Source organism: Acinetobacter sp. 5862 (assembly GCF_024494585.1).
Taxonomy (GTDB): Bacteria; Pseudomonadota; Gammaproteobacteria; order Pseudomonadales; family Moraxellaceae; genus Acinetobacter.
The window spans coordinates 1-24970 of sequence record NZ_JANHGP010000013.1 but is presented as its reverse complement, the minus strand read 5'-3'; the positions used below and the strand labels follow the sequence as shown (position 1 = coordinate 24970).

The window sequence follows — 24970 nt, the reverse complement described above, 5'->3', positions numbered from 1 at the left end:
AATCTCTATTTCGCAACGTAAGGAATTTATTAGGGGAGCCATCATAATGAATTTATGCTGATCATGCATGATAAATTCCGTAACGGTTTTATTGATTGAGTGGCTCAAATTTGGCTGTTCGATAAAGTATTAAAAATACTCAGTTGTATTTTGTAAGATCTGGGTTGGTGTACCCCAAAAGTCAGGGCTAGCAAAATAATAGCTAAAGATAAACATGCCAAATATCATCATTAAACTGAATATAATCATGATCCATGCAAATAGTTTTTCCCATGTGGTGGATGGGCGGACATCACCATAATCATTGCGATGAGGTGTGCCTGCTGCAAATAAGACATAAAGTGTAAAAAAGAATTGAAGGATTGGCACCAGTAATAATAGACATAGCCACCCTGTTTTATTCAGATCATGTAAACGTCGGATTAAAAAAATGATCTGAAAATAAAAACCAGCAAACCATAGTGCAATCAGTGCAATTCCTCCGATTCCTGAAAATGCAGATAAGATTGGTTCATGAATCTGTACATTATTTACACTTAGACTCGCCGAAACTGTGGCAATAAGAATGAAAAGAACCGTCCAACTGACACTCAGCAAACCATACCAACCTAGATAGCTTAAGCGATTAAAACGTCCTTTAGCAGATAAAGGATGATCGTATTGAGGCTGAATTGGGGCAGATAGTGTTTGATCGAACATGATGAATTCCTATTTTTTGATTATTAAATCTTTTAAGGTCTTAGCAATGATCAAAATAATCACTTATTTTAAAAGTAAAAAGCATAGACAAGCAGTTCAAATTTAAATTATTTTGAGTAAATTTTTGAAAAAAATTTGGTTGCTAAAGCATAACATTCTTACGACCAAAGCCGCATTGTTTGCTCTTGTAAATGATGACCATACTGTAAGAGAAAACAAAATATACCCGAAAAATAGATGTGTATATCTAAGGTATGAAATAAAAAACAAAGGAAGTGAGCTATGAAAGAAATCTACCCAGTGCCTGATAAATTCAAAGAAATGGCAAGAATCTCGGAAGCAGACTATTTCAAACGTTATCAGGATTCAATTGAGCAACCCGAAGTATTTTGGGCACAAGAAGCAAAAAAAATTGATTGGATCAAACCATTCACACAGGTTAAAAATACAAGTTTTAACGCAGATAATTTCAAAATTGAGTGGTTCGCCGATGGTGAACTGAATGTTTCAGCCAACTGTTTAGATCGTCATCTTAAAGATAATCCTTTAAAGCCTGCGATTATCTGGGAAGGTGATCATCCTTCACGTCATAAAATCATTTCATTTTCTGAACTACACGATGAAGTCTGTCGTTTTGCCAATGTGCTAAAAAAACAAGGCATTCGCAAGGGTGATCGTGTGGTGCTATATATGCCAATGGTGCCTGAGGCAGCGATTGCCATGTTGGCCTGTGCACGAATTGGTGCTGTGCATTGTGTGGTGTTTGGTGGGTTCTCACCAGACTCATTGGCTAGCCGTATCGAAGATAGTCAAGCAAAATTAGTGATTACTGCGGATGCGGGCATGCGCGGCGGTAAGCTTATTCCACTGAAAGAAAATGTAGATGCAGCCTTAGAAATTGATGGCACCAGTAGTGTCGAAAATGTGATTGTGGTGCATCGTACAGGGAATCCGATTCAGTTCAATGCTGAGCGTGACGTTTGGTATCACCTTGCGATTATGGAAGTAAATGAACACTGTCCACCAGAACCGATGAAAGCAGAAGATCCGCTCTTCATTCTGTACACCTCGGGTTCAACAGGAAAACCGAAAGGCGTGTTACATACCACAGGTGGTTATCTGGTTTATGTCAACACTACTTTTAGAGAAGTCTTTGATCTCAAAGAAGATGATGTGTATTGGTGTACTGCAGATGTGGGCTGGATTACGGGACATAGTTATTTACTTTATGGTCCGTTGAGTAATGCCACTACTACGGTCATGTTCGAGGGAATTCCACAATATCCAACTTGGGCACGTATTGGTCATGTGATTGATAAACATAACATCACGATTTTATATACTGCACCAACTGCAATTCGCGCCATGATGCGTGAAGGCGATGCCTACGTGCGTGAAAGTGATCGGAGTAGTTTACGTTTGCTGGGTTCAGTCGGTGAACCAATTAACCCTGAAGCATGGAATTGGTATCACGAGGTCGTAGGTGAAGGCCGTTGTCCAATTGTCGACACATGGTGGCAAACAGAAACAGGTGGCATTTTAATTTCACCATTGCCGGGTGCAACTGCACTCAAACCGGGTTCAGCAACACGTCCATTCTTTGGAGTACAACCTGCGTTAGTCGATGGCGAAGGAAATGAATTGGACGGAGCAACAGAAGGTAATTTGGTCATTAAAGACTCATGGCCGGGCCAAATGAGAACGATTTGGGGCGATCCAGAGCGCTTTATTGAAGCTTATTTCTCAACTTTTAAAGGCTATTATTTTACTGGTGATGGTGCACGCCGTGATGCCGATGGCTATTACTGGATCACTGGGCGTGTTGATGATGTACTGAACATTTCAGGCCATCGTTTAGGGACAGCCGAGATTGAAAGTGCATTGGTTGCACATGAAGCAGTGGCTGAAGCGGCAGTTGTTGGTATGCCACATGACATTAAAGGTCAAGGGATTTGTACTTTTGTCACCTTGCAAGCCGATGTGGCGGAATCTGAGGAGCTACGTAAGGAGTTGGTGAGCTGGGTGCGTAAAGTGCTTGGGCCAGTGGCTACCCCTGATGCACTGCATTGGGCGCCTGCTTTGCCGAAAACTCGTTCAGGTAAAATCATGCGTCGTATCCTAAGAAAGATTGCGGCAAATGAATTGGATAGCTTAGGCGATACCTCAACATTGGCTGAGCCGGCTGTGGTTGAACATCTGATTGCCACGGTTTATCCAAACCGATAAACCTATTCAAATTTAAAAAGAGCGTTCGATGGAACGCCCTTTTTTTCTGCATGATTTAATTCTGTGCTAAAAAATCAGCCGTGTTTTGTACTGTGGCAAAGAAACCGAGTGCAGATAAAAATGCCGTTTGTACATCGGCTGCTTTGACGATCTTAGCATCATGTTCAAGATCACGGGTTGCAGTGGCATCTGCGATGACAATTGGTTGGTATCCAAGTTCTTTGGCTGCACGTGTCCCTGAATCAATACAGACATGGGTCATCATACCTGTGATCACTAACTGTTCAACTTGATGTTGTTCAAGGATGGTTTGAAGATTGGTTTCCAAAAAGCTATTGGGAAAATGCTTTTCGACAATCACTGATTGATCTGTGACTTTAAGTTGAGGATGTAATTCAACACCCACGGTATTTTCCTGAAAGAAACTGGCAGAGGCAGGGTTAATATGCTGAATATAAATAATCGGTAAATTGTTTTGAATAAAATGGTCTTCCAATAGATTGGTTTGCGCAAGAGCAAGCTCTGGATTGACCAATTCCATTTTGCCATTTTTAAAATAATCGTTTTGGACATCAATAATCAGTAAGGCTTGTTTCATCATTTTTTTCTTCCAACGTTAAGATAAAACAAGAGTAGGGGAAGTGTGAAAAATCCGCTATATTCAGATGAAAGCATTGTTGCTGGTTTTCTTTCGTAATGAAAAATGAATATTGAACTTGATCCGATTGATCTGAAAATTATTGAATTGCTAAAACAAGATTCGCGTTTAAGCCATAAAGAAATAGGACAGCGAGTGCACCGTACTGGGCAGGCCGTTGGCGCTCGTATTGCACAGTTAATGGATGCAGGCTTTATCAAAAATTACACCATCGCGATAAAATATGAACATAAACAATTCATCCAACTGTTTATGAATGATCAGCAAGCTTTTATTGAGGTTGAGCGTTTGGTCAAACAATATGAGCAGGTGGATGAATGTTTTAAAATTCTCGGCAACGCCTGCTATATGATTGTTAGCCATTTTAATCCATCACAATTAAATGAGTTTATTGAGCAACTGTCGCAGTGGTGCCGATATTCGGTTGAAACGGTCATGCGGGAAATTGAGACCCGTTAAAATAAAAAAAGCCCCAAGCCGAGCCTTGGGGGGAAGATTTGCCATTTCTTTTGTTTTTCTTCTTATTCAGCACTGAAAACTAAGCTGATTTTGCTGCGAGACGCCGTTCCTGTTGTTGCTCAAGTTGACGGACTAACGGTAGAACTTTTGCTCCAAAATATTCAACCTCTTCAATGAAATGCAGAAAGCCTGAAAGCACCAGATCAACCCCCACATTTTTTAGGGCCACAATACGTTCCGCAATTTGCTGCGGCGTCCCGATTAGATTGGTTTTAAAGCCATCGTTATATTGCACCAGATCATCAAAGGTTGATTTTGCCCAATTGCCCTCACGCTCAGGCGCTGCTGCACCTGCTTCACGAGTCGCATCACCGAAGGAATTCACTGCTTCGACATTGGCTTGTGCAATGATGTCATTCAGTACTGCTTTGGCTTCTTCCTCAGTATCACGGGCAATGATAAAGGCATTAACCCCAATCTTGACTTGTCTGTTGGCTAACTTTGCTTTGCTGCGGACATCATCAACTTGCTTCTTGATTTCTTCAACGCTATTGCCGTTGGTAAAATACCAGTCTGATACACGCGCGGCCATATCACGTGCTGCACGGGAACTGCCACCTTGAAACACTTCGATATAAGGTTTTTGCAAAGGTTTCGGTTTAAGCGTGTAATTTTGGAATTGGTAATATTTGCCATCAAAGCTGTAATTGTCAGCTGTCCAGATACCTTTGAGGGTACGAATAAATTCCTCCGAACGAACATAACGTTCATCATGCTCAGGCCAAGGTTCGCCAATCGCATCAAATTCGCCACGGAACCAGCCGCTGACCACATTAATCGCAATACGCCCTTGGGTGAGGTAGTCAATGGTCGCTAGTTGTTTAGCGGCGAGTACAGGTTTCCAAGGGCCTGGTAGGATCGCTGCAATTACTTTGAGTTTTTCGGTTTTTGCCAATAAAGCATGGCTGAAACTCACGGATTCATGTTGGTTTTCTGCGCCATAGCCAGCGGTAAAACGGATTTGTGTAAGTGCATATTCAAAGCCGCTTCGTTCCGCTGCTTGTGCGAGGCGCACATTGTAGTCGTAGCTCCAGTTTGTACGTTGTTCAATATTGCTTACAACGAGACCGCCACTCACATTGGGAACCCAGTAGGCAAATTTAATTGCTGATGTTGTTATTGTCATCGTTGTATCCTCCATAACAGATATGGTTTATGCGACGTGGGTTAACTTCTTGGCTGACTTCGGGTGTAAGCGAGATTCAGCTGCATCCAGATTCGGTACTGCCGCAGATGGTAAGACTTCTGCTTGTTCGATTTGTTTATTGATGCCGAGATTCTGATTGGCTTGCTCAGTTTTGGCTTTGATGGCAGCAGCACGTTGGCCTTTGGCAGGTGCCCATTCCAAAATCGGTAAAGCACGTGCCACAGCGAGGGTGACGCGATCAGACAATTGCTCGCTTTTAACCGTATATTCAGGCGTGAAATCACGATCGGTAGCATAGACGCCAATAGGCAAGGTCTGTGCTTGGAAGAAGCTAAATAGTGGGCGTAATTGATGTTCTAACACCAGTGCATGGCGGTCACTGCCACCTGAAGCGGCGAGTAAGACAGGTACATCAACCAAAGCTGTTTGCTCAACAAAGTCGAAGAAATGCTTAAATAAGCCCGTAAACGAAGCACGATAAACAGGTGTTCCAACAATCAATGCATCTGCGGCTTCAACGGCAGCCAAATCATCTTGTACGCGTTGTGGCAGTTGATTACGATAAATTGCCCCACCCAGTAAAGGCCCAATTTCACTCAGTTTGACGAAATGCACCTTGATATTAATTGCCTCTGAAAGTTCATCAAGAATCGCCTGAACTAAACTTTCCGTTTTTGATGGACTGTTTAAACCACCAGATACGGCAACAATATTAAGGGGAGTAGAGAGAGTATTGTGATTGGACATAATAGCGGCCTAAAAGATCATTTCGAATTGCTATTTATTTATCTACACCGCATGCCAAGTTGTAAAATAAGGAAATGCTGCAAGCTTATCTGTTTTGTATATATACCTATAAAGGATTCAGTAGAAAAAATTAAATGAATTTAATACTCTGTTTCTATTGGTTATTTCTGTATAGTAGGTATTGATTGGTCTATGTTGTGTGAGTTATATCAATATTTGTATTGTTTTACATTTATGATGAAATAAACAACTTTTGATGTCTAACCAACAGTTCATTTAAAAAATAGGCTAAGATAGATTAAATTTGAATAAACACCGTACAGTGACGTACTCGCAGACAGCTCAGCGCTTATGAATATTTTAATTGTAGACGACCACCCTTTATTTAGACATGCTTTAATTCAAGCGGTTCGATATAGTCTTCCTCAAGCACAGATTCAGGAAACTGCAGATGTCGATGAATTCTATGAGCGCTTAGAGCATGGTGCAGAACCTGATCTCGTATTACTTGATCTGAATTTACCCGGCGCATCTGGTTTTTCTGCCCTGGTATACGTACGAGCACAATACCCAGCGATTCCAATCATTGTTGTATCAGCACATGAAGAAGTCTCGATTATCCAACGTGCAATTGCACATGGTGCAATGGGGTATATCCCGAAATCATCACACCCAAGTCATATTGGCGAAGCAATTAAACATGTACTAGAGGGTGAAATTTGGCTACCGCCGAATTTAGCCGTGCATCATGGTTTCGATCCAAGAGCTGCGGATGAAACCGCGTTGGCAGAACGTCTGCAATCGCTTACACCACAGCAGTTCCGTGTATTGATGATGGTGGCAGAAGGTCTGCTCAATAAACAAATTGCTTATGAGTTAGACGTATCAGAAGCCACGATCAAAGCGCATGTCACGGCTATTTTCCGCAAATTAGGCGTACAAAACCGTACGCAAGCTGTTTTAGCAATTAGTGCATTAAATATCGAAGATAAAAAGATGTAATTAGTAAGTTGAATAACTCATTCGTTTATTCAAATGTTTAAAGACAATAAAAAAACCCAGTTCATGAACTGGGTTTTTTATGCATAGATGCTGAATTAGAACATCTATGACTGCATTAGAAGCGTACTTTAGCGTTTAAGCCAATAGTTTGCATATATTCATCAGTACCTACAGCATTAGCATTTAAATAGCTTGCACCTACAGCAACTGCTGGGGTAATAAAGTAGTTTACATTAACGCCCCAAGCTGAATCAGGTGTATCTGCAAAACTTGATTTAGCGTATGAAACACCTGCGCTAAGTTTGGAGTTTAGGTACAAATCAGTTTTTAACTCGTATGCAGTGTCTTCACCGTAAACGATACCTGTTTCGAAACCGATTGACATAGGCGTGCCATCGATAGCACCAACGTATTTAGTACGAGCAGTGATTGCATCTTGCTTGTCAGCGATAGTCGCTGTTTCACCAACTGCTTTACCAAAACCTTTATTTAAGATTTTGAAAGTATCCAAAGATGTTTGTTCTACAACATTTGTATAACCTACAGCAATAAGGAAGTTAGGAGCGATTACCGAACCAAATTCAACAGCCCAACGCTGACCACGGTCATCATTCTCGCCATATTTGCCGTCATTATCAGTAGCACTATAGCTTAAGCTTGCATATGCAGGAGCGTAAGGTGTTGGTACATAGGCTTCGGCTTTAACACCTAAATTTTGAGATTTAGTATCATCAAGATTAGCAAAGTTATATCCAAGAGCTATAGTCAACCCGCTTAATTACCCATACACTCGTTAAAGAAATGACTAAAAAGCTTATCTATTGAGTTAACCAACCAATTTTTCCTTTTTGCTTTCACCCATGCCCACATTTTTTCAATAGGATTAAGGTCAGGACTATAAGGTGGTAACCAAAGTATTTGATGCCCATGTTGGGCTAATAGATCTTGTATATCTTGTCGTTTATGGAAGGCTGCATTGTCCATGACAATTACACTATTCGAGGGTAATTCTGGTAATAAAAACTTATCTACCCAAAAATGAAATACATCCGAATTTACTTTGCTATCAAATAAACCAACTGCAAATAATTTACCCTCATGGATTGCTCCTATTGCTTTGGTTTGATTTTTTAATTGCCAATTATATTTTCCATAACAAGGAGTTCCCTGTTTTGAATAACCATGAGGTCTATGTTCATGAGATTTAAATCCACTTTCATCAAGATAGATAATCGGGTGTTGATACCTTAATCGGTTTAAATCTTTTAAATACTGTTCTCTGAGTTCTGTTTTTGCTTTCGGGTGCCGTAAGGTCTTTTTTTAACTGTAATATTTAGACGCTTGAGCGCGTCACCAATTGTAGAAGTACCACAACCGAAACGAGCAGCGCGTTCATATTGATAATCATCAGGATATTGCTCAACATCTACACGTAAGGCATCATCATCAACTTTAGATGGTTTTCTTGGTCGAGTTCTTTTTATTTCGATTCGTTTTTTCCATTCGACAATTGTATTTTTATTAATTTCGAAGTGCTGAGCAACCGCTCGGATAGATTGACCTTCTTCAAGCTTGGCTAATAGTTTCTTTCTAAAATGTATTGGATAACTCATATCGGTATTGTATTGGTTTTTTTGCGTGCGGACTATATATAGGTTGTTTTCATCTACTATTTAAGAGAGTAACCTTGTTTCGAAACGATATTTATTAATTGTTTAATTCAGGTGAGTTTATCGTTTTTTTCGTTTTAATATGTCGTAAAACTGTAATAAATCACCAATAAAAATGTGATTTTAATCTCATTAAAATTGTGTTATATGATTAATTTAATTTATAAATGAAGCATGACAATTAAAAAATTTGGGAGTTCAATTTTAAGAGCTAATTTAATTTGGAAAAACGATTGTAAATTTAAACCTGATCTATTTAATCGACTTTACTTTTTGAGATATAATTCACATAATGGTTGTGGAGAGGTATTTAATTTGCATTTTATTCTCTCGTAACATTTTCTCAATATATTGTGTTTTACTAGCTCGACTTTCCCCAAGGTTGAGCTTTTTTTTGCCCGTTCTTTATCCATTTTTTAAGATATGACCTTTCAGTTGGCGTAAATTCAAGCTAGAGAAACGAAATCAACCTAAATTTACGCCAGTACTTGAGAACCAATTAAATTTATTTCAACATTGGCTTCAAGAAACGCCCTGTGTGAGAAATCTCAACTTCAGCGACTTGCTCAGGTGTACCTTCGGCAATGATTTGACCACCACCAGAACCACCTTCAGGACCAAGGTCAATTACCCAGTCTGCGGTTTTGATCACATCCAAATTATGCTCAATCACCACAATCGTATTACCCTTATTGCGTAGCTCATACAAAATGTCGAGTAACTTAGCAATATCATGGAAATGTAGACCTGTTGTCGGCTCATCCAAGATATATAAGGTTTTACCTGTATCTCGTTTTGCTAACTCACGCGCTAATTTAACCCGTTGCGCTTCGCCACCTGAAAGCGTGGTTGCTGCTTGACCTAAACGAATATAGCCTAGACCTACTTGAATTAGGGTATCTAAACGGCGGTGAATCACAGGAATGGCACTAAAGAATTCAGCAGCATCTTCTACGGTCATTTCTAACACGTCTGAAATGTTCTTGCCTTTATAACCAACCTCTAAAGTTTCACGGTTATAACGCTTGCCATGGCAGGCATCACAAGGCACATACATATCAGGTAGGAAGTGCATTGCGACCTTGATCATGCCGTCGCCTTCACAGGCTTCACAACGTCCGCCTTTCACGTTAAACGAGAAACGACCTGCGCTGTAACCACGTGCTTTGGCTTCAGGCGTTTGTGCAAATAACTCACGAATTGGGGTAAATAAGCCTGTATATGTGGCAGGATTCGAACGTGGAGTACGACCAATCGGACTTTGGTCAATATCAACCACTTTATCTAAGTGCTGTAAACCATCAATCGAATCAAACTTTTCTGCGGTCAGTGTGGTTGCACCATTGAGCTGGGTCGCAGCCAAAGGTAATAAGGTACGGTTAATCAGCGTTGATTTTCCTGAACCTGACACGCCTGTGACACAGGTCATAATGCCGAGAGGAATGGTCAGATCGACATTTTGCAGGTTATGTCCACTCGCACCAGACAGCTTGATCACTTCATTTGGACGAGGTGATTGGGTACGCTGTTTCGGTACTTCAATCTTCAATTTGCCTGAGAGATATTGACCTGTAAGGGAGTCAGCATGGCTTGCCAACTCATCATAATTGCCTTCGGCAATAATTGCACCACCATGAATACCTGCACCAGGACCAATATCAATAATATGATCCGCAGCACGAATCGCATCTTCATCATGCTCAACCACAAGCACCGTATTACCCAAATCACGTAAGCGAATTAAGGTTTGTAATAGGCGATCATTATCACGTTGATGCAGACCAATAGATGGCTCATCCAGTACATACATCACACCCATTAGGCCTGCACCAATTTGCGATGCGAGACGAATACGTTGTGCTTCACCCCCTGATAATGTTTCGGCTGAACGTGCAAGACTGAGATAATTTAAACCGACACTGACGAGGAAATGTAAACGTTCACGAATCTCTTTAAAGATTTTATCGGCGATTTCACCTTTGGCACCTTCAAGATTGAGGTCTTGATAGTAGTTTTCTGCATCACCAATCGACATCTTGGTGATTTGTGCGATGGTCTTATCTTTAACACGAACATGGCGTGAAATTTCATTGAGACGTGAACCATCACAGGCATCACAAGCTGCATTGGATAAATATTGTGCGAGATCATCACGCACATAATTCGATTCAGTTTCACGATAACGGCGTTCTAAATGTGGCAGAATTCCTTCAAAGGCTTGCACACGACTATGTTTACGACCACGCTCATCGATATAACTGAGGTCGATTTTCTCTTTGCCTGTGCCTTGTAAAAATTTCTTTTGGGTGTCTTTATCTAAACTATTCCAAGGCTGATCGAGATCAATACTGAAATGATCCGCAACTTTTTGCAGCATGGTGTAGTAATACGGACGTTGTCTGTCCCAACCACGAATCGCCCCTTGGCTGATCGAAACTTCTGGATTTGGAATCAGTTTTTCTGCGCTGAAATGGCTGCGTGTTCCTAGACCGTCACAGACAGAGCAAGCACCAAATGGATTATTAAATGAGAATAATCGTGGTTCAAGTTCAGCTACAGCACGGTCACATTCAGGACATGAATGTTTTGCAGAGAACACACGTTCAGGATGTTCGCCATTTATCCACGACAACACCGCAATATCACTACCTAGACGTAATGCAGTTTCAAACGATTCTGCAATACGATTGCCGAGATCGTCACGGACTTTAAAGCGATCGACCACGACTTCGATAGTATGTTTTTTCTTTTTGTCTAATTCAGGCGGGGTATCAATATTAATGATTTCACCATCGACACGCGCACGGACAAAACCTTGACCTTGTAATTGTTCAAATAATTGGGTGTATTCACCCTTACGCTCGCGCACTACTGGTGCAAGTAGCATCAGGGCAGTGCCTTCTTCTAATCCTTTTACCGCATCAACCATTTCAGAAATGGTTTGTGCCACCATTGGGAGATCATGTTCAGGACAATAAGGTGTTCCTACACGTGCATAGAGCAAACGTAAATAGTCATAGATTTCGGTAATTGTCCCGACAGTTGAACGAGGGTTATGGCTAGTTGACTTCTGCTCAATTGCAATTGCAGGTGATAAACCTTCGATTGAGTCAACTTCAGGTTTTTCCATTTGCGAAAGGAATTGGCGTGCATAAGCTGAAAGTGATTCGACATAGCGACGCTGACCTTCAGCATATAAAGTGTCAAATGCAAGGGATGATTTTCCTGAACCTGAAAGCCCTGTGATCACCACAAATTTGTCACGTGGAATATCGAGTGACACATTCTTTAAATTATGGGTACGTGCGCCTCGAATACGGATATGACTTTGGCTCATGAAAACATCTCAGTAATATGCAAATAGAAGATCAAAATACATTGAACAGCAATCTCATAGATCATTCATTATTTAAGTTGAATGTATTGAAAGAAAGCTCAGTACTAATCAATTTAAAATAATTTCTGAGCAGCATTTTGCTGTTGAATGGGTCTTATATGATAGCGCCTTAAAATTGTTCAAGTGGTATAAAAATATTTAAAACGACAAATTGTGACGGTTAAATCACATTCATAACGAGTATCACATCCTGACCGAGTTGTATTTTTATCATTCCTTTTTTGATTTTACTACCGTAAAGCTGTTGCAGAATAAAAATACATAAATTTACTACATGACTGGTCTAATATTAATTTATGGTGTGGCTATGAAACAATCAATCAAGAGTGAAGCAACTCGACAACATATCTTGGATACTAGTTTTGAATTGTTATTGCGTAAAAGTTTTGTGGGAGTTGGTTTACAAGAAATTTTAAAAGCCTGTGACGTGCCAAAAGGTTCGTTCTACCACTATTTTGCGTCTAAAGAGGCATTTGGTTGTGCCTTATTAGAACATACATGGCTGACTATAAAGTACAAGTCGAACAGCTTTGGCAGCATACTGAACAAAGTGCGTGTGCACGTTTAAAGGCTTTTGGTAATAGCTTGGAAAAAGCCCAACTCACTAAAGTTTTAGCGCAGAACCAAGGTCTTTATAACGGGTTTCTTGCAGCGGGTTTGTTTTGGGCACTCATTGCACCTGAAACCTATGCGGTGGCTTTGGCAAATTTCTTTTTAGTGTGTGTGTTGATTGCAGGTATTTATGGTGCTTTGACGGCAAGCAAAAAAATTATTTATATCCAATCTGTACCCGCATTGCTTGCCTTAATTGCGGTTAACTTTTTTTAAGCAATTAAAGGTATTCACTCGATCTGATTTATGTTTTAATGCAGCCAGTTTGAGATGAGCCTCATACAGTATATCGGACAATACGATATACGACTAAGCCCCTATGAGGGGCTTTTTTATGTCTGTGAAAAATGTAAATGAAGGTCTGATAGACGATTAAGCTTGATCTAAACCTAACCATTGGCGTTGCTGATACGCGCTGTCCCAAAACAACCATTCCAGTTTTGCACCCATAGTGTATGCAGCATGCATTTTCGCCAAAGTGTCTTGATCACAACGTGCTGCCACTTTATCTACAGTTGCAATCACATTGCGCACTGCCGTATTAAATTCTTCACCTGCATAGGTATCAATCCATGCTTGATACGGATTATTAGGAACTGATTGGTTTACGATGTCTTTACCAACCTCAGCATAAATCCAAAAACAGGGAAGCAATGCTGCCAAAATCACAGGATAACTTTCTGACCAAGCTGTTGCGGTTAGGAAAGAGGTGTAATGGTGGCAGGCAAGTGTTAATGGTGTGCTTTCAAACTCAGCCTTACTGATGTCAAATTCCTGCATAAAATCACTATGCAGGCTACGTTCCACAATAATGGCAATTTTTGCTGCTTCCGAAAATTGAATCACATCATCTGCTTCGTAGGCTTTTGCAGCAGCTACAGCAAGCGCACGACCATAAGCGAGTAAATAGTGAGCATCTTGAATCACATAATGACAAAAAGCTTTACGATCCAAAGTCCCTTTAGCTAGTTCTTGATTGAATGGTAAAGTTAATATTTTTTGATATAAATCGTGATTACGTTGCCATACATCTTGAGAAAACGTCATGAAATGAACCTATTAAAGTACATATAAAAGAAATCTTTCAGCACTATAACAGAGTCTAGTTTAGATGGTTTCTTTTGCCAAACAAGTCCAACAATCTTTTCTCTTTTTGGGTCGAAACTCGCCTACAATAGCTACATTTCTATAACTCAACGATTTCGCATAAGGCTGTTCATGAAGCATTTTCGTTTTTCTATATTCTTTACGGTAGTGTGCTTAGCACTATCTGCCTATTGGGGCTACACGCATGGTCCTGAAGCAGGCGTAGCTACGATGCTTAAAGCATTAACGATTACTGCGATCTTGGCAGTAATGGAAGTTTCACTATCCTTTGATAATGCTGTGGTAAATGCTTCGGTATTACGTAATTGGGATCATTTCTGGAAAATGATTTTTTTAACGGTGGGTATTCTAATCGCCGTGTTTGGTATGCGTTTGATTTTCCCTGTCGTTATTGTTGCTGTGACGGCAGATATGGGCATGATTGAAGTCGCTAAAATGGCATTGAATGATCCAAAAACCTATTCAGAGCGTTTAATGGCACATCATGCTGAAATTTCAGCGTTTGGTGGTACTTTCCTGTTAATGGTGTTTTTAAATTTCTTCTTTGATGATGGTAAAGAAACGCATTGGTTTAAGTGGTTAGAAGCAAAATTAGCAAATTTAGCCAGTGTACCCGCCATGTCTGTTTTTCTCGCATTGATTGCCATGATTATTATGGCAGCCAATGTTGAAGAGTCTATACGTTTGGCTGTGACCATGGCAGGGATTTGGGGTATTGTCGTATATATTGGCGTACAGGTGCTTAGTCATCTCCTTGGTGGTGAGCCAGAGATTGATGAAAATGGTAATGCGGTTACGCATGATGCAAATGGCGCTGCTTCAGGTGTCGTGAAAGCTGGTTTTGGTGGTTTTTTATATCTTGAAGTCCTAGATGCATCGTTCAGTTTTGATGGTGTGATCGGTGCATTCGCGATTACCAGTGATGTTGTCATTATTATGTTAGGTCTTGCGATTGGCGCAATGTTTGTCCGTTCAATGACCATCTATCTTGTTGAAAAGGGCACGTTAGATGCTTATATTTTCTTGGAACATGGTGCGCATTATGCGATTGGCGCTTTGGCATTTATCATGATCGCAAGTGGTACAGGCTTACATGTACCTGAAGTTGTAACTGGCTTGATCGGGGTTGCCTTTATCGTTTGGGCAGTGATCGCATCTATTCAATATAGCAAGCGAGAACAGCAAGCTTCTTAAGCTTATTTTCAGCTAAGTGGTATATTTTAAATAAAGGAGCACGATTTGCTCCTTTATTTTTTTCTCCTAAAGATTGTGTTTTTCATAATCTACTTACAACCTTGTTAAGCGAATCGCTTATAATTCGCTAAGCCAGTTATAGTGTCTTATCAATAATGAATGCTTTAGAACGCCGTTCAACTTTTGCCTTAAGCAGCATTTTTGCCTTACGCATGTTGGGTTTGTTCATGATTATTCCTGTCTTTTCAGTGGCAGGACAATCTTATCAATATGCCACGCCTGCCCTCATTGGTTTAGCTGTAGGGGTCTATGGTTTAACACAAGCAATTTTGCAGATTCCGTTTAGCTTGTTGGCTGATCGTTTTAGTCGTAAACCATTGGTTATACTGGGTTTACTCTTATTTGCGATTGGTGGTGCGATAGCAGGTTTATCTGACACAATTTATGGTGTGATTATTGGTCGTGCGATTGCAGGTGCAGGTGCAGTTTCAGCCGTAGTCATGGCTTTACTGGCTGATGTGACTCGTGAAGAACAGCGGACCAAAGCCATGGCAGCGATGGGGATGAGTATTGGCTTGTCTTTCGTAGTGGCATTTAGTTTAGGGCCTTGGCTCACTAGCTTAGTCGGTATTTCTGGGCTATTTTTCGTGACAACGATTATGGGATTGGCTGCGATTTTGATGTTATTGCTCGTGCCTAAAGTCACACGACATCATCGTAATTTCCAACAAGGTTATTTATCGCAGTTGAAACAAGTCATTCAAATGGGCGATCTGAATCGCTTACATGTCTCTGTTTTTTCTCTGCACTTATTGCTCACGGCAATGTTTATTTATATTCCTTCTCAGTTGATTGAATATGCACAGATTCCACTGGCAAAACATGGTTTGATTTATTTACCATTATTGGTGCTGAGTCTGTTCTTTGCTTTCCCAAGTATTATTATTGCTGAAAAATATCGCAAAATGCGTGGTATTTTCTTGTCAGCAATTGCTGGAATTATTGTGGGTTTACTGATTCTTATTTTTGGTTATGAATCGAAATATGTATTGCTCGCAGGGCTTGGTATTTTCTTTATCGCCTTCAATGTCATGGAAGCGTTATTACCATCTTGGTTATCGAAAGTTGCACCTATTCAATCTAAAGCAACTGCGATGGGAATAAATGCCAGTAGCCAATTCTTAGGTGCTTTTTTTGGTGGTACTTTGGGTGGACAGCTTCTGATGTTACAGAATACTGCACTTGGCTGGAGTGTCCTCTCTGGGATTGCTATACTTTGGTTGTTGGTCAGTTTTGGGCTGGCTCAACCTCGATATTTGTCTTCAATTGTGTTGCCTCTACCTCAAATGACACAAACGGATGAATGGACTTCAAAATTGTTGGCAATTCGTGGTATTGAAGAAGTCGTGGTGATGCCTGAACAACAAGTTGCTTATATTAAAGTCGATAAACAGTGTATAGATGATGCTGGACGACAAGATTTAACGCACTTGATTGGCAAAGAGGTAGCCATTTAAACATAACTCTTATAAAGTAAAACATAGAAATATATAGGATGAAGACAGCTAATGCGTGGTGTGAATAAAGTTATTTTAGTAGGTACTTTGGGTAAAGATCCTGAAACCAAAACTTTTCCAAATGGTGGATCCCTGACTCAATTTTCGATTGCAACAAGTGAGTCTTGGACAGATAAGAATACAGGCGAGCGTAAAGAACAAACAGAATGGCATCGTATTGTGTTGCACAACCGTTTAGGCGAAATTGCACAGCAATATTTGCGTAAAGGTTCAAAAGTTTATATCGAAGGTTCATTACGTACTCGTCAATGGACAGATCAAAACGGTCAAGAGCGTTACAGTACTGAAATTCGTGGCGATCAAATGCAAATGTTAGATACGCGTCAACAAAGCGAACAAGGCGGCGGTGACTTTAATCAACCACGTTTTAATAACAACAATAACCAAGGTGGTGGTTACCAAAATACGGGTTATAACAATAACCAAAATGGTTATGGTCAGGGCGGAGGTTTTGCTGGCGGTAATCAAGGTAATTATGCTGGTAGTCCACAAGCAGGAAATGGTTTTAATACACCAAAATCAGCACCTCAGCCTGCGACTGCCCCTGCTGATTTAGATGATGATTTACCATTTTAGATCATATATAAATATAATCTGTTAAGTTATTAATGATTATTTTAATTGAAAATAATTTCAATTCAAATACTTAAACATAAAAATAGTTTCTTTTGTTTTGTAAATAAGAGAAGCTATTTTTTTAACTATAGAAAATGTTAAATTGAAAGTGCATATATAATTTATTTTGTTAAGTTAGTGTGGTAAAAGAATGTATCAAGTTGGGAATTTTGTTATATGGACGTAGAGGTAATCTTGCATAGTTCTGGAGAGTTGTTGCCTATACTCTTAGATGATGATGGTATGCCAATAACCTTACCAAATGAGTTTATTCTCTCCAAAAGGCATGCAAGCTCCAATACGCTCATTAGGAACTCAAGAGAGATAAAACTATTATACGAATGGTTTCAAATTCATAAGATTGACTTATATGAAAGGCTGATCAAGAAGAAACCTTTTACTGAAGCTGAAATTATAGGAAGTCTTGTAGAGTTTCTAAGAAAAGATCATGACAAAAGACATAAAACAATAAAGATTGCAGTCAAGCCAGATACGTTTAATCAAAGACTCATCACGATTAGACAATTTCTAAATTGGTATATTGAGATGTACATCGGGACGTTACCTTTTACATCAGATCACTATCAATACTACGTCACTTATAAGACTAGGCTTATTTCCTTACTTGATCGCTGTTTTATAAACTATCCACCAACCAATAAAAGCCTTAGTAAAGGGTTAAGTAGTAGTGAGCAATCTAATCTTATTAAGCTGATTAAACCAAAAGTGGGAAGTCAGAATCCGATTGAATATAGAAATTATATTATCGTGATGTTGATGCTTTCTTTTGGGTTACGCCCTGGAGAGCTATTAAGTTTAAGAGTGGAAGATGTACAACTTGGAGGTATATCTTCCATAAGAGTGCATCGTCGTCCACCTGATGTTAAAGATAAAAGAAAGCAAAGACCTCAAATTAAGAGAAACGGAAGGACATTATCAATCAATGATAAAGCTCTTGCGAAAGAGTTAGATATATATATTACAAAATGGAGAGAGATGTTAGATCAGAAAAATCAAACTTCTATTGAATGGGATTACTTGATTCTGAATCAAGATGGCAAACCTCTTTCACTTCCCTCAATTACCCAATATTTTCAAATTTTGAAAGAAAAGCACTCTAAATTTTTACCTAAAAATTTCAGTCCAAAAACTTTAAGGCATACTTTTTCATCTTCAATGGAGCGCTTGCTAAGAGAGGCTGGGGTTGAGGAAGACAATAGAAAAAAAGCATTAGCTTATTTGAGGGGAGATAGTTCGTTATCGTCACAAGATGTTTATACATTCAAAGAAACAGAATTAGAAGCTAATAAGTATTTAGGACAATATCAACGTGAAATCTTTGGAATCTAAAAATATGCAACATGATTTATTTGTTAATGAAAATGGTTGGAGGGATATTCCAGATTTCATTATTAGCCGCGAAGGAAAACGGGTGAATACAGCAGGCGACGTATGGAACCTACCCTATGCAGTTGATACCTATAGTTCTAAATTAGATTTTTCGAAGATTCCCAATGAAAATTTTAAATGGGTATTAAAATCTTTCATCATAGAAAAGATTGAAAAAGTATCTACTCATGCAGGTTTACAGCATTTTCAGGATATTTGGACAAAGTTTTTCCGAAACAATATAGAAGCTATAAATTCTGCTCAAGATATTGAAGAAACTCTAATCTCCGTAGTTGAAAGTGCGATTAATTTAGGTCGAGCAGAGCATAAACTCTGGACGTTATATAGACCAGTACAATGGTATTTGTATGGAGCTGAGCATTATCCTGAATTAGGATTTTCAACAGCTTATGCCAGTATCTTAGAAACGATGTCCATTCCTGGGAATCCTAAAGGCGAAGCTGTACGGATGGAAGATCCAGATTCAGGGCCTTTGAATCATAGTCTAGAGCTTCCTTTACTCATTCAGGCTTTGAAAAAAGATAAGAGTCAGAAGTTTGTGCATTTGCAAGAAAAGGCTACTGTCGCACTTTCAATTGCTTATGGTCGAAATCCAGCGAATCTAACTTATTTAAGACATTCTGATCTTGTTAATTTAACCCCCGAATCAGATGATCCAGTTTACGTCCTAAGAATTCCACGCATTAAAAAGAGGCTAGTTAATCCACGGGATGACTACATTGAGGAATTTCTTGATCCAACTTTCGCAGAATATATTCATGACTTAATCAAGGCCAATAAAGAAACGAATACCGTTCTCTATCATGAGGGTAAAAAGCTCCCAAATCCTCAGCCAATTTTTTTAAATATAAATGGAAACGAGGCAGCGATATTATCTGGCGATTATGAGAATGCTTATAACTTTTCCTCTTCAATGATCACCTCTTTAATTAAAGGGTTTGTAAGAAGGCACAATATTATTTCTCCTCTGACAAAAGAGTTAATGTATGTTACAGCTCGAAGACTTCGATATACCCTTGCAACAGGTTTAGCTGCTGAGGGAATCAGTAAGGCTGCTCTAGCTAGAATTCTGGACCATACTGATACTCAGCATGTTCACGTATATTTTGAGCTAGCAGGCAAAATCGTTATTCAACTAGATAAAGCAATTGCAAAAGGATTTTCTCAATATCTGAGCTATTTCTCTGGACATATTATTGACTCCTCAGAAAATGCTATGAATGGTGATAAGCCTGAAAAGCATTTGGTTTTTAAGGGGGATAAGATTGAGGATGAGATAAAAGATATTGGAGTATGTGGTGAATCTTCTATATGTCATCTAGATCCTCCCTTTTCATGCTACTTATGTCCAAAATTCCAGCCTTATAGACACGCTGACCATGAATACGTGCTTGAGAGTCTACTTAACAGTAGAAATGAGCGTTTAGAAAAATATGAAAATGCTCGTTTAGGAATCCAGTTAGATGAAGTTATTTTTGCTGTAGCACAGGTAGCAGAAGCTTGTAAGAAGGAAGATGTATGAGCACTGAAAAAGTTTTAAGAAAATCAAAAGTTATTCCTTTCTTAACAAGCTTACAAATCGACAGACAAGTGAACTTTAATAATCTTGTTGCCAAGGCAAAATTATTAAAACTAGAAGGATTTGAACTTATTCAGTGGGATGAAGAAGTTTGGGAAATAACTGGAGGACGTTTACTACAACAGGATGGAAGAAATAGTCTCTCAATTACAATAAACTTTATTTACCCACCAAAATTAGGTGGTGAAAAAATAAAAGGGAATTGGGCAAATCTAGTTAAAGCATTATTACTTCTCAGATTTCATTCTAAACAGCAAAATTTAACAAACCAACGATGGTTCGTATTAGTTGCTAGCTACATAAATTATGCTGTGCAAAGCCGAAATGCATCAATTTATGATATTACAAGACAAGATTTAGACTTCGCTTGTGAAAAGATTACTCAAGACTATTCTGAATCATCAGCATATGGGTTTCATAAATTAGTTGCAGAGTTTGCTGGCCACCTAGATGCTAATGGCTTATGTAAGAACTTCTTAAATTACAAATATGCTAAGCAAAAAAGGCCAATGTCTGCAAATTCTGTTGGTACTAAACGATTAGATGATCCAGATACTTTGGTAACAAACGAAAGAGTATTAGCACCAGTCGTCTTCAAAATTCTTGGACAGCTATATCAAAATGTGCCAAAAGATCATAAATATCGTTTTTATATATTGTTATTAACTTTCTTTGCTTGTACAGGTCGAAGATTTTCAGAGCTCTCACTATTAATAGATCAAGAAATTCAAGTTAGTCAGGATGGTGTAGCTTATCTAGAATACTTTCCTAGAAAAACATCTAAAGGCAATACCTTTACTCCTAAAAGAAAATTATGGCTTCCTTCGCAAACTTTAAGTTTGTTAAGAGAGGTTATTGAGGAGATTAGATATCTCACTAGAGACTGCAGGGATACAGCTTTAGAAATGCTCAAATCACAAGATATCGATGCAAGATTCTTAGAAAATCAGCCTGAGCAATTATTCTCTAGTGATTTGATAATTTTAGGAGTTAGTCCAACTATATTGAGTAAAAGTAGTCGGTTATTTAAAGAAGGATTTGTCTTTAAAGACGAGAATTCATGCCAAATGTATACAACTATTCAAGGCTTGAAACAGTATTGTAGACACAATTTCAATCCTCAAAGTTTAAGAGCGATACATATAGATCAATTTGGAAAAAGTTATTTTTTAAGTGATTTAATGTTTTTACGTTATTACACAATGTCTAGTGGTAAGAGCATAGCTCATTGGCTGACCGTAGAATGTACTCATTCAATGCTAACAACATTTTTAAGATATCTAGATGATTTAGTAAAAGAGTATGTTGGTTTAGAAGATATTCCTGAATTCACTACACATGATTTTAGACATACCTTGAATACCATGTTGGACGAAGGTGGTTTATCTGATCTTTTACAAACAGAATGGTTTGGACGTTCAGATCCTAAAGATACAAAAGCTTATCAACATACCAGTCCTGAAAAGAAAGCGCTTATGATTAGAGAACAGTTAAAAAATGGTGAAGCCAAAGGAATACTGGCTGAGCAGATTTTTAATCTTCCTATCAATATACAAGATGCTGTGCTGGAAGCACGAGTTCAAGCCGTGCATGATGTTGGAACTGGATTATGCATTCATAATTTCTCACAATTGCCTTGTGAACGCCATTTACAATGTTCTGCTGACTGTAAGGATTATGTGTGGGTTAAAGACGATAAGAAGCGTTTAGATGAGCAGAAGCGCATTCTGGCTATGACAGTACATGCACAAGAGGTAGTACAGCAGCAAATGCAATCTACACGTATTAAGAAAAGTGTGGATTGGGATTTACACAATAAGAAAAAAATTAATGTTTTAACAGAACAACTGCAAGATAACGGTGTAGTTGAGTTTGATCCAAAAGCTTATTTAGAGGAAATATCGAATGTCTAATAAATTCCAGCGTATGACAGAGCTAGATGAGGCAAGAATTATTCGGGAACTCAATAAATGGGCAATGGGTCACTTCGGTTCTAAATTAACTTGGAGTATTTTAGAAGATCGATTCAAATTTTCTCGCCAAGCAATGCAAGCAAAACCAGCAATCAAAGCAGCTTACGATGTAGCTAAACAATCTTTATCAAAAGGCAAAGTTACTTCAAAAGAAGATTTGGGTAAAACTGTTGAGGAGTTAAAGACAGAAATAGAGTCGTTAAAGATGCAACTCAGCTCTTTCCAAGAAAAAGAGATGAAATGGAAAAAGAGATGGCAGCAAATTGCCTATCATATTCGTCAAAAAGGTATTCAAGTGAGTGATGTTGATAAGCCTGTTCATCCTGAAACAGTCTTACCAAGTCACACAACCATCGAAAAAACTCTGAAAGAATTTGATAAAGAAATCCCTTTTTCTGGGCGGATTTAATATTGATCTAAGATGCGATAACGCTCTGAAGAGCAGAGCGATATGCTTTTAATTCAAGAAGTTGGGATAAGCATAGCTTTTTCGCATCACATATTTTGTTTGAGATATTCGGAAAATTTAGTTCTAGTTTTCTATATTTTTCAACTTGTTTTTCTAAAAACATAATTTCAGAACTAACTTTTGCTTCCTCTAACTTGATTTTAGAAACATCAGATTCTTGTTTGTTTAAGAATCTGATCTCATTGATTTTAGGTGTTTCTTTAAAAATAGAAAGTCTAGGATAGTTTAGGTTTAACTCTTTCTCTAAAAAACCAAATTCAACAAGTTTTCGTAATATTCGGTACATACGTTGGCGATTAAAGCGGTGACGTTCTTTTTTAGTCAGTTTCATTTGCTTCCAAAAGTCATTAGCAGTCCAGTTTTGAATTGAATTTGATTGAATGACGGGAAGAAATAATTCGAACAAAGGCATGTTAAGAAGTTGCATGGTGAAATACGCTTCAAATTCACAATAAATGAGGATTATAAGCCGTGGATATATAGTCCTCAAATAGTGATAGTTCTGTTTTTTGAGCAGTTGATTCAAAATATGTCAGAACTTACAGTTTCTTTTGGTTTGAAGGTTCGGGAACAGAGAAAACTAAAAAATCTGTCTCAAGAAAGGCTTGCGTTGCTATGTAACATAGATCGTAGTTATATGGGGCGTATTGAAAGGGGGGAAGTAAATATTACTTTAGAGAAAATTTATGAGTTGGCAAAAGCTTTAGATGTTACACCTGAAAATTTACTTCCTTAATAGCTTGAAAAAAAATAAAAAAACCATATTAAATATAACTCATAAGCTTGATAATAAAGGGAAAAGAAATATGGAAGCATTTTTGACAGCTACGATTCTGTCAGGAGTTGTATATGACATTGTTAAAACATCTGCAAAACTAACGTTAGACAATTTTAAGACGAAAGTAAAAGGTTGGTTGATTGATGATACTACTGCACAAAAGGTAGTAGATGAAATTAACCAAATCGATAATATTGATGAGCTTAATGAGACAGGAATAGCAAGAAGAATTGAGCAAAATCAGGACTTGATGTCTTTGTTAAAGGCAATAAAAATTGATCAGTCTTTAACGCAGGTTACCCAGATTCATTCAGGATCAGGCGACAATGTTGCAGGTGATAAACATGTAACTTATAAATCAGACAAATAGTTAGAATCTAGGGGCTACTATGACAGAATCTATCACACAAACACATAATGGATCGGGTGATAATATATTGGGTGATAAGATTATCAATCAGTCCATGCAGGCGGTTGATTTTGTCAAAGTTGCTTATAACTTATATTATTTAATTAATATAGGATCATTTGATAAGGCGGAAAGCAAGCTAGAATCAAATATTCATATACCTTCAAAATCAGCAGGGGTTGTCGAACTTTTGGAAGTATTGACTATCTACCTAAATTTCAAAAGAAGTCTAAGAGTTGAAGGTGATTTAAATACTATAAAAAGGGCAATACGTTTAGGTTCGCCAGAATTCTTAGATCTTTATAAATCAATTTTGGTAGAAATGACCTATTTAACTTCTGAAAGTGAAGCATTAGAGGTATATAATAATTTTTCAGAAGATCGATCTTTTTATCTAGAGAACATCAAGCTTCGTTATTTCGCTGATGAAGATGAGTTAAAAGAAATATTCTCTAAAGAAATAATGGTTTTAGATGAACTAGGTTTGTTATTTTTGGCTAGAGGATTAGCTAGAGTAGAAAAGAGAAAAGAGGCTCTAATCGTATTAGAAAAAATAAAAGATGATGATAAAAATTTAAAAATTCTTAAGGTGTCAATTTCATATGATGATTTATCGAATAAGCTTGACAGGCCATTAGATTATTTAGAAGAAAAAATTGTAGAAGATTTTTTTTCAATAGCTTTTTCTTTTCTTGAATTAATTAAAGATGAGAGTGAGATTAGTCAGAATGCATTGAGACTATTGATTAATCTTGTTATTAAGTCAGATTTTTCAATCTGCAATATTTTAGATGTGGCTGTAAAATTTATTAATGATATTAGGCTAATTAGTAGTGAGGTCGCTGATGCTTTAGAAAAATATTCAGAAAGAAATGTAGAAATCGATCAAGCTATATTAAGTAAAATAAATGATTTAAAACCCTTAAAGTTGGAAGAAGCTATTCTTTGTCTAAATGCAATATCTTTAAATAAAATTAATTTTAAGGTCTTAATAAGATGGATTTCCCAATGTGGAAAAGTTGAAGATGAGAATAAATTTAATAAAGATTTATTAACTTTAGTTTTAAAATCCTTTGTTTTTAAAGATAAAAAAAATGTTAATGAGTTTGAAGAAGAGTTTTCTAAGTTTTTAGATTCAAAAAAAAGTAAATTTAGAAGCATACATCCATTCTATATAATTAC

21 protein-coding genes and 4 pseudogenes are annotated in these 24970 nt (G+C 38.1%); 15 read left to right on the top strand and 10 right to left on the bottom strand.

All coding sequences use genetic code 11. The features are described 5' to 3' along the window. Positions 1–129: 129 nt before the first annotated feature. Complete coding sequence (locus tag NO346_RS01775; protein ID WP_256414017.1) at positions 130–699, bottom strand: DUF805 domain-containing protein; 570 nt, start codon at positions 697–699, stop codon at positions 130–132. Between the two features lie 282 nt (positions 700–981). Here NO346_RS01775 and acs point away from each other — a divergent pair, with 282 nt between their 5' ends. Then, positions 982–2925, top strand: a complete 1944-nt coding sequence (gene acs, locus NO346_RS01770) for an acetate--CoA ligase (RefSeq protein ID WP_256414016.1) — start codon at positions 982–984, stop codon at positions 2923–2925. A gap of 55 nt (positions 2926–2980) precedes the next feature. Here acs and NO346_RS01765 read toward each other — a convergent pair whose 3' ends face one another. Then, the gene (locus NO346_RS01765; RefSeq protein ID WP_241334819.1) at positions 2981–3523 is read right to left on the bottom strand and encodes a cysteine hydrolase family protein; all 543 of its coding nucleotides are present in this window, start codon (positions 3521–3523) and stop codon (positions 2981–2983) included. A gap of 105 nt (positions 3524–3628) precedes the next feature. Between NO346_RS01765 and NO346_RS01760 the strand changes: the two genes are divergently transcribed. Next, on the top strand, positions 3629–4042 hold the full coding sequence (locus NO346_RS01760; RefSeq protein ID WP_087537033.1) for an Lrp/AsnC family transcriptional regulator: 414 nt from the start codon (positions 3629–3631) through the stop codon (positions 4040–4042). 79 nt (positions 4043–4121) lie between these two features. Here the strand turns inward: NO346_RS01760 and sfnG are convergent, their stop codons facing one another. Together sfnG and msuE are read right to left on the bottom strand one after the other, a co-directional pair. Next, positions 4122–5228 (bottom strand): dimethylsulfone monooxygenase SfnG, encoded by a 1107-nt coding sequence (sfnG, locus tag NO346_RS01755; RefSeq protein ID WP_256414015.1) that lies wholly within the window; start codon positions 5226–5228, stop codon positions 4122–4124. A gap of 27 nt (positions 5229–5255) precedes the next feature. Further along, on the bottom strand, positions 5256–5996 hold the full coding sequence (gene msuE, locus NO346_RS01750; RefSeq protein ID WP_087543610.1) for an FMN reductase: 741 nt from the start codon (positions 5994–5996) through the stop codon (positions 5256–5258). A gap of 351 nt (positions 5997–6347) precedes the next feature. On the opposite strand from msuE, the gene NO346_RS01745 reads away from it, so the two are divergent. After that, positions 6348–6998, top strand: coding sequence for a response regulator transcription factor (locus NO346_RS01745; protein ID WP_256414014.1), 651 nt, complete (start codon positions 6348–6350; stop codon positions 6996–6998). Positions 6999–7113: 115 nt separating this feature from the next. Here the strand turns inward: NO346_RS01745 and NO346_RS01740 are convergent. The 4 genes and pseudogenes from NO346_RS01740 to uvrA all read right to left on the bottom strand — a co-directional run. Beyond that, positions 7114–7761 (bottom strand): annotated as a pseudogene (locus NO346_RS01740) (carbapenem susceptibility porin CarO); the annotation flags it as partial. Between the two features lie 11 nt (positions 7762–7772). Next, positions 7773–8246 (bottom strand): annotated as a pseudogene (locus NO346_RS01735) (IS630 family transposase); the annotation flags it as partial. A gap of 17 nt (positions 8247–8263) precedes the next feature. After that, positions 8264–8611 (bottom strand): IS630 transposase-related protein, encoded by a 348-nt coding sequence (locus NO346_RS01730; protein ID WP_087537030.1) that lies wholly within the window; start codon positions 8609–8611, stop codon positions 8264–8266. 562 nt (positions 8612–9173) lie between these two features. Beyond that, positions 9174–12005, bottom strand: a complete 2832-nt coding sequence (uvrA, locus tag NO346_RS01725; RefSeq protein WP_256414013.1) for an excinuclease ABC subunit UvrA — start codon at positions 12003–12005, stop codon at positions 9174–9176. Between the two features lie 367 nt (positions 12006–12372). Between uvrA and NO346_RS01720 the strand changes: the two are divergent. Together NO346_RS01720 and NO346_RS01715 are read left to right on the top strand one after the other, a co-directional pair. Further along, positions 12373–12638: pseudogene (locus tag NO346_RS01720) on the top strand (TetR/AcrR family transcriptional regulator); the annotation flags it as partial. After that, positions 12630–12893: pseudogene (locus NO346_RS01715) on the top strand (DUF1304 domain-containing protein); the annotation flags it as partial. The pseudogenes NO346_RS01720 and NO346_RS01715, both read left to right, overlap by 9 nt. A gap of 156 nt (positions 12894–13049) precedes the next feature. Here NO346_RS01715 and tenA read toward each other — a convergent pair. After that, positions 13050–13724 carry a thiaminase II gene (gene tenA / locus NO346_RS01710; protein ID WP_256414012.1) on the bottom strand — a complete coding sequence of 225 codons (675 nt, stop codon included), beginning with the start codon at positions 13722–13724 and terminating at the stop codon, positions 13050–13052. 171 nt (positions 13725–13895) lie between these two features. Between tenA and NO346_RS01705 the strand changes: the two genes are divergently transcribed. From NO346_RS01705 to NO346_RS01675, 7 genes are all read left to right on the top strand, one after another. Then, the gene (locus NO346_RS01705; protein ID WP_256414011.1) at positions 13896–14978 is read left to right on the top strand and encodes a DUF475 domain-containing protein; all 1083 of its coding nucleotides are present in this window, start codon (positions 13896–13898) and stop codon (positions 14976–14978) included. Positions 14979–15130: 152 nt separating this feature from the next. Further along, the gene (locus NO346_RS01700; protein ID WP_256414061.1) at positions 15131–16495 is read left to right on the top strand and encodes an MFS transporter; all 1365 of its coding nucleotides are present in this window, start codon (positions 15131–15133) and stop codon (positions 16493–16495) included. A gap of 51 nt (positions 16496–16546) precedes the next feature. Further along, positions 16547–17131: a single-stranded DNA-binding protein gene (gene ssb, locus NO346_RS01695; RefSeq protein ID WP_005156773.1), complete on the top strand. Its 585-nt coding sequence runs from the start codon at positions 16547–16549 to the stop codon at positions 17129–17131. 216 nt (positions 17132–17347) lie between these two features. Further along, the gene (locus tag NO346_RS01690) at positions 17348–18520 is read left to right on the top strand and encodes a site-specific integrase (protein ID WP_161984913.1); all 1173 of its coding nucleotides are present in this window, start codon (positions 17348–17350) and stop codon (positions 18518–18520) included. Beyond that, entirely contained in the window at positions 18501–20102 is a 1602-nt protein-coding gene (locus tag NO346_RS01685; RefSeq protein WP_256414010.1) for a site-specific integrase, read from the top strand. The genes NO346_RS01690 and NO346_RS01685 overlap by 20 nt, the downstream gene beginning before the upstream one ends. Further along, positions 20099–22072, top strand: a complete 1974-nt coding sequence (locus NO346_RS01680; protein WP_256414009.1) for an integrase — start codon at positions 20099–20101, stop codon at positions 22070–22072. The genes NO346_RS01685 and NO346_RS01680 overlap by 4 nt, the downstream gene beginning before the upstream one ends. Further along, the gene (locus NO346_RS01675) at positions 22065–22541 is read left to right on the top strand and encodes a protein kinase (RefSeq protein ID WP_161984911.1); all 477 of its coding nucleotides are present in this window, start codon (positions 22065–22067) and stop codon (positions 22539–22541) included. Before NO346_RS01680 ends, NO346_RS01675 begins: the two co-directional genes overlap by 8 nt. A gap of 7 nt (positions 22542–22548) precedes the next feature. On the opposite strand, the gene NO346_RS01670 is transcribed toward NO346_RS01675, so the two are convergent. Next, positions 22549–23028, bottom strand: a complete 480-nt coding sequence (locus tag NO346_RS01670) for a hypothetical protein (RefSeq protein ID WP_161984910.1) — start codon at positions 23026–23028, stop codon at positions 22549–22551. Between the two features lie 102 nt (positions 23029–23130). On the opposite strand from NO346_RS01670, the gene NO346_RS01665 reads away from it, so the two are divergent. From NO346_RS01665 to NO346_RS01655, 3 genes are all read left to right on the top strand, one after another. After that, positions 23131–23337: a helix-turn-helix domain-containing protein gene (locus NO346_RS01665; protein WP_161984909.1), complete on the top strand. Its 207-nt coding sequence runs from the start codon at positions 23131–23133 to the stop codon at positions 23335–23337. A 70-nt stretch (positions 23338–23407) separates the two neighbouring features. After that, positions 23408–23749 carry a hypothetical protein gene (locus NO346_RS01660; RefSeq protein ID WP_087554592.1) on the top strand — a complete coding sequence of 114 codons (342 nt, stop codon included), beginning with the start codon at positions 23408–23410 and terminating at the stop codon, positions 23747–23749. A 19-nt stretch (positions 23750–23768) separates the two neighbouring features. Then, positions 23769–24970, top strand: a 1202-nt coding sequence (locus NO346_RS01655) for a hypothetical protein (RefSeq protein WP_256414008.1), incomplete at its 3' end; no start/stop codon positions are given.

What these genes read in the sequence shown, in the direction of transcription:
- NO346_RS01775 (WP_256414017.1), bottom strand. Translation starts at nt 699, where the DNA reads ATGTTCGATCAAACACTATCTGCCCCAATTCAGCCTCAATACGATCAT.
- acs (WP_256414016.1), top strand. Translation starts at nt 982, where the DNA reads ATGAAAGAAATCTACCCAGTGCCTGATAAATTCAAAGAAATGGCAAGA.
- NO346_RS01765 (WP_241334819.1), bottom strand. Translation starts at nt 3,523, where the DNA reads ATGAAACAAGCCTTACTGATTATTGATGTCCAAAACGATTATTTTAAA.
- NO346_RS01760 (WP_087537033.1), top strand. Translation starts at nt 3,629, where the DNA reads ATGAATATTGAACTTGATCCGATTGATCTGAAAATTATTGAATTGCTA.
- sfnG (WP_256414015.1), bottom strand. Translation starts at nt 5,228, where the DNA reads ATGACAATAACAACATCAGCAATTAAATTTGCCTACTGGGTTCCCAAT.
- msuE (WP_087543610.1), bottom strand. Translation starts at nt 5,996, where the DNA reads ATGTCCAATCACAATACTCTCTCTACTCCCCTTAATATTGTTGCCGTA.
- NO346_RS01745 (WP_256414014.1), top strand. Translation starts at nt 6,348, where the DNA reads ATGAATATTTTAATTGTAGACGACCACCCTTTATTTAGACATGCTTTA.
- NO346_RS01730 (WP_087537030.1), bottom strand. Translation starts at nt 8,611, where the DNA reads ATGAGTTATCCAATACATTTTAGAAAGAAACTATTAGCCAAGCTTGAA.
- uvrA (WP_256414013.1), bottom strand. Translation starts at nt 12,005, where the DNA reads ATGAGCCAAAGTCATATCCGTATTCGAGGCGCACGTACCCATAATTTA.
- tenA (WP_256414012.1), bottom strand. Translation starts at nt 13,724, where the DNA reads ATGACGTTTTCTCAAGATGTATGGCAACGTAATCACGATTTATATCAA.
- NO346_RS01705 (WP_256414011.1), top strand. Translation starts at nt 13,896, where the DNA reads ATGAAGCATTTTCGTTTTTCTATATTCTTTACGGTAGTGTGCTTAGCA.
- ssb (WP_005156773.1), top strand. Translation starts at nt 16,547, where the DNA reads ATGCGTGGTGTGAATAAAGTTATTTTAGTAGGTACTTTGGGTAAAGAT.
- NO346_RS01690 (WP_161984913.1), top strand. Translation starts at nt 17,348, where the DNA reads ATGGACGTAGAGGTAATCTTGCATAGTTCTGGAGAGTTGTTGCCTATA.
- NO346_RS01680 (WP_256414009.1), top strand. Translation starts at nt 20,099, where the DNA reads ATGAGCACTGAAAAAGTTTTAAGAAAATCAAAAGTTATTCCTTTCTTA.
- NO346_RS01675 (WP_161984911.1), top strand. Translation starts at nt 22,065, where the DNA reads ATGTCTAATAAATTCCAGCGTATGACAGAGCTAGATGAGGCAAGAATT.
- NO346_RS01670 (WP_161984910.1), bottom strand. Translation starts at nt 23,028, where the DNA reads ATGCAACTTCTTAACATGCCTTTGTTCGAATTATTTCTTCCCGTCATT.
- NO346_RS01665 (WP_161984909.1), top strand. Translation starts at nt 23,131, where the DNA reads ATGTCAGAACTTACAGTTTCTTTTGGTTTGAAGGTTCGGGAACAGAGA.
- NO346_RS01660 (WP_087554592.1), top strand. Translation starts at nt 23,408, where the DNA reads ATGGAAGCATTTTTGACAGCTACGATTCTGTCAGGAGTTGTATATGAC.